7 protein-coding genes are annotated in these 6,881 nt (G+C 65.0%); 3 read left to right on the top strand and 4 right to left on the bottom strand.

Features of this window, described 5'->3' with window-relative positions:
• Positions 1–4 precede the first annotated feature (4 nt).
• From ACXJ7R_RS21150 to ACXJ7R_RS21140, 3 genes are all read left to right on the top strand, one after another.
• Complete coding sequence (locus tag ACXJ7R_RS21150; protein WP_457153547.1) at positions 5–625, top strand: alpha/beta hydrolase; 621 nt, start codon at positions 5–7, stop codon at positions 623–625.
• 2 nt (positions 626–627) lie between these two features.
• Positions 628–927 carry a GNAT family N-acetyltransferase gene (locus tag ACXJ7R_RS21145; protein WP_095089283.1) on the top strand — a complete coding sequence of 100 codons (300 nt, stop codon included), beginning with the start codon at positions 628–630 and terminating at the stop codon, positions 925–927.
• Positions 928–1,080: 153 nt separating this feature from the next.
• A complete protein-coding gene (locus ACXJ7R_RS21140) occupies positions 1,081–2,139 on the top strand; it encodes a dipeptidase (protein WP_095089282.1) in 1,059 nt (352 codons plus the stop codon).
• A 7-nt stretch (positions 2,140–2,146) separates the two neighbouring features.
• On the opposite strand, the gene ACXJ7R_RS21135 is transcribed toward ACXJ7R_RS21140, so the two are convergent.
• The 4 genes from ACXJ7R_RS21135 to ACXJ7R_RS21120 are packed head-to-tail and all read right to left on the bottom strand — an operon-like array spanning position 2,147 to position 6,829.
• Complete coding sequence (locus ACXJ7R_RS21135) at positions 2,147–2,392, bottom strand: hypothetical protein (protein ID WP_457153546.1); 246 nt, start codon at positions 2,390–2,392, stop codon at positions 2,147–2,149.
• A gap of 2 nt (positions 2,393–2,394) precedes the next feature.
• The gene (locus ACXJ7R_RS21130) at positions 2,395–3,654 is read right to left on the bottom strand and encodes an aminomethyltransferase family protein (RefSeq protein WP_457153545.1); all 1,260 of its coding nucleotides are present in this window, start codon (positions 3,652–3,654) and stop codon (positions 2,395–2,397) included.
• Positions 3,655–3,657: 3 nt separating this feature from the next.
• Positions 3,658–5,223, bottom strand: coding sequence for a phytoene desaturase family protein (locus ACXJ7R_RS21125; protein ID WP_457153544.1), 1,566 nt, complete (start codon positions 5,221–5,223; stop codon positions 3,658–3,660).
• Positions 5,210–6,829 carry a phytoene desaturase family protein gene (locus tag ACXJ7R_RS21120; protein WP_457153543.1) on the bottom strand — a complete coding sequence of 540 codons (1,620 nt, stop codon included), beginning with the start codon at positions 6,827–6,829 and terminating at the stop codon, positions 5,210–5,212. The genes ACXJ7R_RS21125 and ACXJ7R_RS21120 overlap by 14 nt, the downstream gene beginning before the upstream one ends.
• Between the last annotated feature and the right edge of the window lie 52 nt (positions 6,830–6,881).

Below are 6,881 nucleotides of genomic sequence, written 5' to 3'. Positions count from 1 at the left end.
GACCATGAGCAAGGACGCTTACACTTATAAGGTGCTGCCCGGCTCGCCGGGTGGTCCGCTGCTCTTCGTCTTCCACGGCACGGGGGGCGATGAGAACCAGCTTCTGTCGCTGGGGCGCGATCTCTTGCCCCAGGCAACCATCATCTCGCCACGCGGCGATGTGGCGGAACATGGTGCGGCGCGCTTCTTCCGCCGCACCGGCGAAGGCGTCTACGACATGGGCGATCTGGCGCGGGCGACGGACAAGATGGCCGGCTTCATCAAGGCCCATATCAAGGCGGCGAAGCCGTCAGCCGCGTTCGGCCTTGGCTATTCCAACGGCGCCAACATCCTGGCCTCGGTGGTGTTTGCGGCGCCGGCGATGTTCGATGCCACGGTGCTGATGCATCCGCTGATCCCGTTCGAACCCGAGATCAACGGCAGTCTCGCCGGGCGTCATATTCTCGTGACCGCAGGCAGGCGCGATCCGATCTGTCCGCCGAACCTGACCACGCGGCTCGAAGCCTATTTGCGTGCCGACGGCGCCGATGTCACAGTGGAGTGGCATGACGGCGGGCACGAGGTGCGGCCAAACGAAATCGAGGCGGCACGGCATGTCTTTGCCCGCGCCACCCAGGGAGTATAGCGATGCCGGACCAACTGCCTGAAATCGAACTGGAAGATCGCGGTTCCAAGGGTCGCTACGTCCTGCGCGGGCCAGACGGCGCCGAGGCGGAGATGACCTTCACCAAGATCGGCGAGCACCAGATCATCATCGACCATACGGAAGTGCCGGATGTCTTCCGCGGCCAGGGTGCAGGGCTTCGGCTCGTCACCCGCGCCGTCGAGGATGCACGCGCGGCGGGCAAGAAGATCATCCCGCTTTGCCCGTTCGCGAACGCCCAGTTCCGCCGCCACCACGAGTGGGCAGACGTGCTGAAGCAGTAGGATCGGCCGGCATTTCGTCGATCGGAACGGGCGCGACATCAGGCTGTCGTCCCGCTTCGATGGCTTTGGCATTTGCACGGGTAGCGCATCTTGCCTAAGTGGATATGATCTATCGCAGCCACCGCGCCGACAAACGAACCGAATGATCCCCCAATGACCGAAACCGACCTCGTTCCCGTCTTCGACGGCCACAACGACACGTTGCTCAGACTCTACCAGTCAAAAGACACGGACGTCGAAAAGCTGTTCATCGAGGGGAAATCGGGCGGTCATATCGACCTGCCGCGCGCGAAAGCCGGTGGCTTTGCCGGCGGCATGTTCGCCATCTTTCCGCCGCCTGTCGAGAAAACCAGGCGCAGCGCCGTGCCGCTGGCGCCGAGCGATGCCGAGCCACTGCCGCCCGAGGTCCCGCGGGCCGATGCGTTGACCTCGACGATCGCGATGGCCTCGATCCTGTTCAGGCTGGAACGAGCCGGAGGGCTCACCGTCTGCCGCAGTGCCGGCGATGTCCGCAACGCCATGGCGCAAGGCTCGATCGCGGCGGTGTTCCACATCGAAGGGGTCGAGGCGATCGATCCCGAGCTCACAATGCTCGACGTGTTGCATGCCGCCGGCCTGCGCTCGCTCGGCATCGTCTGGAGCCGGCCGAACGCCTTCGGTCACGGCGTGCCGTTCCGCTTTCCGTCCTCGCCCGACACCGGCCCCGGGCTGACCGATGCCGGCAAGGCGTTGGTCAAGGCCTGCAACCAGCTGAAGATCATGATCGACCTGTCGCATCTCAACGAGAAGGGCTTTCGCGATGTCGCCGCGCTCAGCGACGCGCCGCTGGTCGCCACTCATTCCAACGTCCACGCGATCTGCGGCCATTCGCGCAACCTCACTGACTGGCAGCTCGGCGCGATCCGCGAATCCGGCGGCATGGTCGGGCTTAACTTCGCCACCGGATTCCTGCGTGAGGACGGCCGGATGAATGCCGACACCAGCCTCGACATCATGGTGCGCCACGTCGATTCGCTGCTGCAGGCACTGGGCGAGGACGGTGTCGGCCTTGGCTCGGATTTCGACGGCGCCATGATCCCGGCCGTCATCGGCGATGTCGCCGGCCTGCCGAAGCTGATCGATGCATTGGCGGCGCGCGGTTTCGGCCGCGCGCTGATCGAAAAGATCGCCTATCGCAACTGGCTCAGCATGCTGGAGAGAACCATCGGGTAGAAAAGACCTATTCGAAACCCATGCGCTTGAGCCAGTCTTTGCCGACACCGCGATCGCGGATGATCGGCAGCGGATCTTCCGAATCGAGCCGCGCGCAGATGCGGTAGACTTCGAGCGTCTCGGCGCTCATCTCGCCGCCCTTGTAGAAGAACATGGCGGCGGCATAGCGCGTACGGCCCGACCATTTCTCGCCGAGCGGCGTGTTGACCAGCTCCCATTGCTCGGCGGCTTCGAGTTCGGCTTCGTCGGTCATGGTCAGAAATCCGCCGGCGGATTGGCGGTGCGGCGGTCGAGCTTGATGAAGGGCCGCGCCACCACCTTGGCGCGCTTCATCAGCTTCTGATACTGCAGCTCGCGCATGGCGTAGATCTCGACCCAGAGGTCCTCGACCATGGTATCACCATACGGCCGCGCCAGCGAGGCGATGGCGATGTTGCGCTTGGCCATTGGCGACCACATGGCGGCGCTGACCAGGCCGACTTCCTGGCTTTTCTTGTGGTAGACGATGGCATGTTCGGCGGGGATGTTGCCTTCGATCTCCAGCCCGACCAGCACATGGCGCAGCTTGTGTTTGGCGCGAGCCTCGAGGATGGCGCGGCGACCGTTGAAATGACCTTTCTCCAGATCGATCATGAAGCCGAGGCCGATCTCGTCCGGCATGCGCAGGCGATCGGCGCGGATGGCGTGCTCGGCGGTGGTGAAATCCGCATTGGCGACGATCAATCCGGCCTCGAGGCGAGCACGGTTGAGCGCGGTGTAGCCGATGGCGCGGATACCGCGCAGTTGGCCCGCCGTCATCAAGCGGTCCCACAGGCTGAGCGCCCTGTCGGCCGAGACGAACAGTTCGTAGCCTAGATCTCCGGTGAAGCCAGTGCGCGAAATGCCGACGGTGCCGCCATCATGCGGGAAATCGGCGAGGTCGAATATTTTCAGCTTCTCGACGCCGGCGAAGCCGGCATCACGCAGCACCGCAAACGAGGTCGGCCCTTGCAGCGCGAGCCCGGCTACAGCCTCTGTTTCCTCCGCGACGATGACATCGAAGCCAATCGCGCTGTCGAGCAGCCATGGCAGATGCCGCTCCTGCGAACACAGCCGGAAGCGTGTCGGCGACAACCGGAACAGCGTGCCGTCATCGAGGACGAAGCCCTCGTCGTCGCACCACGCCGTGTAGTGGACACGGCCCTGTTTCAGCTTGGTGACATCGCGCAAGGTGACACGGTCGAGGAAGGCTTCGGCGTCCGGCCCTTCGATCCGGTATTTGGTCATCGGCGAAATGTCGAACAGGGCGGCCTGGCTGCGGATGGCGAAATATTCGAGTTCCTCGTCCCACAGCGAATGTGGCGCGCGGTAGCCGGCCCAATTGTACCAGTCCTGGGTCTTGGCCAGCGCGTCGATGCGCGGCTGGAACGGCGTGCCAAGTCGCAGCGTGCGGAAATGGTCCTGCGCGGCGATGCGGGCGGAAACAGCCGCGCTGACTGTCCTCGAGACGGGCTTCTTCCTGGTTGACTGGGCCATGGCTTACCCCTTCATCGCAATGATGCGCCGCGCGGCGTTGAGGCCGGGAGCGCCGGAGACGCCGCCGCCGGGATGCGAGCCGGCGCCGGCCAGGAACAGCCCTTCTAGCGGTGTGTCATAGCCCGACCAGCCGGACACCGGTCGCGAGATCAGCATCTGGTCGGCCTGCAATTCGCCGTGGTGCCAGTGGCCGCCCGGCATGCGGTAGCGCGCTTCGATGTCGGCCGGCGTCAGAAGCTCGGCGTGCACCACGCTTTTGCCGATGCCAGGCGCATAGGCTTCGAGCCGGGCCATGATCGCCTTGAGGAATTTCGGCTTGCCGGCATCCCACCCCTCTTTCAGGGCGTAGGGCGCGTATTGCACCACCGCCGACAGCACACAGGCGCCGCTGGGCGCGAGCGACGGGTCGGCAAGGCTGGGCAGCGTTATCTCCATCACCGGCTCGGGCGAGAACTCGCCGTACTTGGATGGGTTGAAGGCGCGCTCGACATGGTCGGGCGAGGGCGCGATCACCAGGCGGCCCTTGTGGCCGGCGGCATCGACGCCGGTGAATTGCGGCGGCCGGTCGAGCGCCAGATTGAGCTTGGCCGCATCGCCTTTCATGCGAATGTTCTTCACCTTGCGAACAAAGCCGGTATCCATCTGGCGCGGCCCGACAAGGTCGAGGAAGGTGGTCGCCGGATTGATGGCCGAGACGATCGTCCTGGCACGCAGCACCTCGCCAGTGTCGAGCGCGACACCGACGGCGCGGCCGTTCTCGACGATGATCTTCGCCACCGGCGTCGACGTGCGGATGGTAACGGCGGCCTTTTCCGCCGCGGCACGGATGGCAGCGACAACCGCGCCCATGCCGCCTTGCGGAAGTATCTGCGCGCCGACCGCACCGCCGGTCTCGCCGGCCAGCCGGTAGTAGAGGCCGAGCAATGATGTCGGCGAGCGGGGGCCGAGATGGCTGCCCAGCGTCGCATCGAAAGCGAGCAGGCCTTTTAGCCTGATATCAGCCAACTGCTCGTCGAGCAGGTCGGCAACATTCATCAGCAGCACGCGCAGGAAGTCGCGCATGTCTTCCTTGCCGAGCTTCTTCAGCGCCAGCGCGGCCTGGCCGAGGGACGCGGTCTCGATCAGTGACATGCCGGAGAGATCGGGCGGGCGGCGGGAGAGGAACGGCTTCAATAGGCCGGCATAGCGCAGCAGCTGCGCGCGCAGCTCCTTCCAGGCCGACTGCTCGGACGAGCTGGCGCCTGTCAGCACCTCGCCATAGGCGCCATGCAAGACCAGCGGCGGGCCGTCCCTCGACAGCGCAACCGACGGCATGAAGTCGGCGCGCGCGAATTGCAGCCCGTGCTTTTCCAGGTCCAGCGCCTTGACCACATCCGGATGCAGCCGGTTCAGCAGATGGGCGACTGACGAGACACGAAAGCCCGGCGCGAATTCCTCGGTGCGCGCGGCGCCGCCGACTTCGCTACCGGCTTCGAGCACCAGCACCTTGCGGCCGGCTTTCGCCAGCGCGGCCGCCGCGACGAGGCCGTTGTGGCCGCCGCCGATGACGATTGTCTCAGATGACGTCATGGGCAGCGCTCATATGCGAGGTGGATTTGGCGAGGTCGCGCAGGATTTCCGCCGCGGCGTTGCGGCCGGGCGCACCCATGACGCCGCCGCCGGGATGGGTCGAGGAGCCGCACATATAGAGGCCGCCGACCGGTGAACGGTACTGCGCGTAACCCGGCACGGGCCGGTTGAACAAAAGCTGATCGAAGGTCAGTTCGCCCTGGAAGATGTTGCCTTCGGTGAGGCCGACCTCGGCTTCGATCTCGCGCGGGGTGCGCACCTCCATGTGGACGATGCGGTCGCGAAAGCCCGGCGAGTATTCCGCGATCTGCGAAATCACGCTCTCGGCAAAGCCGTCGCGGTCGGCATCGGTCCATTCGGCTCCTGCAATCTTGGGCGGCGCATATTGCACGAAGCAGCTCATGAAGTGCTTGCCGGGCGGCGCCATGGTCGGGTCGAGCGTCGTTGGAATGACCATGTCGAGGAACGGATCGGCCGACCAGCGCCCGGCCTTCCAGTCGTCATAGGCGCGCTCCATGCGCTCCATCGAATCGGTGAAATGCATGTCGCCGCGATAGACCGGCGAATCCTTCGGCAGCGCCGGGAATTCCGGCAGCGAGTCGAGGGCGATGTTGACCTTGCCGGACGAGCCGCGGATCTTGAAGTTCCTGACCCGGCGCAGGAAGACATCGGGCAGTTCCTTTTCCTCGACCAGCTTCAGGAAGGTGCGCTTGACGTCGGCATTGGAGACGACGAGCTTGCCATAAATCTCCTCGCCGCCGGCCAGCACAATGCCCTTGGCCTTGCCCCTGCCGACCAGCACATGGTCGACCTCGGCGCCGGTGCGGATAGTGCCGCCCGACGCCTTGAACGACGCGGCCACCGCCTTGGTGACCGCGCCCATGCCGCCGCGGGCATAACCCCAGGCGCCGACCGAGCCATCGACCTCGCCCATATAGTGATGCAGCAGCACGTAGGCGGTGCCTGGCGACATCGGCCCGAGCGCGGTGCCGATGATGCCGGACAAAGCGAAGTTCGCCTTGATGACGTCGGTCTCGAAATATTCGTCGAGGAACTCCGAGATCGACATGGTCCAGAAGCGCAGCGTCAGCGCCATTTCCTGCGCCGAAAGGCCGGCGAATTTCCTGCCGAGATAGAGCAGTTCCCCAAGGTCGCGTGGCCGCAGACTGGTTGGATCGGGTGCGGTGCGCATCAGCAGCGGTTGGATGAAGCGGCATTGCCGCGTCACGTCGCGGGCGTAGCGGTCATAGGCTTCGGCGTCGCGCTTCGAGAAGCGGGCGAACTCGCGCCGGTGAGCATCGTGGTCGCGGTAGTTGGCGAGGTAGTCACCGTCACGCGTGAACACCGCGCCGCCCTCATAGGAGATGACCTGCAGGCCGAAGCGCGGCAATTCGAGGTCGCGCATGATCTCAGGGCGAAACAGCGAGCAGACATAGGAGCAGTTGGAATAGAGGAAGCCCGGCGTCAATTCCCGGCTGGTTGCGGCACCGCCGACCCAGTCGTTCTTCTCGACCACCAGCACGTCGAGGCCGGCGCGCTGCAGATAGCAGGCGTTGACCAGTCCGTTGTGTCCGCCGCCGATGATGATCGCATCCCAAGCTTTCATTTTGGCCCAGTCTTCCCGTGCGACCCGCTCTTCATTTTTGCGTGATCTGTTC

This window comes from Mesorhizobium sp. P5_C1, assembly GCF_054049815.1.
This window is presented reverse-complemented; position numbering and strand designations above follow the sequence as displayed.

Excerpts from the sequence above, each read along its gene's own strand:
- ACXJ7R_RS21120 (WP_457153543.1), bottom strand. The coding sequence starts at position 6,829 with ATGAAAGCTTGGGATGCGATCATCATCGGCGGCGGACACAACGGACTG.
- ACXJ7R_RS21135 (WP_457153546.1), bottom strand. The coding sequence starts at position 2,392 with ATGACCGACGAAGCCGAACTCGAAGCCGCCGAGCAATGGGAGCTGGTC.
- ACXJ7R_RS21130 (WP_457153545.1), bottom strand. The coding sequence starts at position 3,654 with ATGGCCCAGTCAACCAGGAAGAAGCCCGTCTCGAGGACAGTCAGCGCG.
- ACXJ7R_RS21150 (WP_457153547.1), top strand. The coding sequence starts at position 5 with ATGAGCAAGGACGCTTACACTTATAAGGTGCTGCCCGGCTCGCCGGGT.
- ACXJ7R_RS21140 (WP_095089282.1), top strand. The coding sequence starts at position 1,081 with ATGACCGAAACCGACCTCGTTCCCGTCTTCGACGGCCACAACGACACG.
- ACXJ7R_RS21145 (WP_095089283.1), top strand. The coding sequence starts at position 628 with ATGCCGGACCAACTGCCTGAAATCGAACTGGAAGATCGCGGTTCCAAG.
- ACXJ7R_RS21125 (WP_457153544.1), bottom strand. The coding sequence starts at position 5,223 with ATGACGTCATCTGAGACAATCGTCATCGGCGGCGGCCACAACGGCCTC.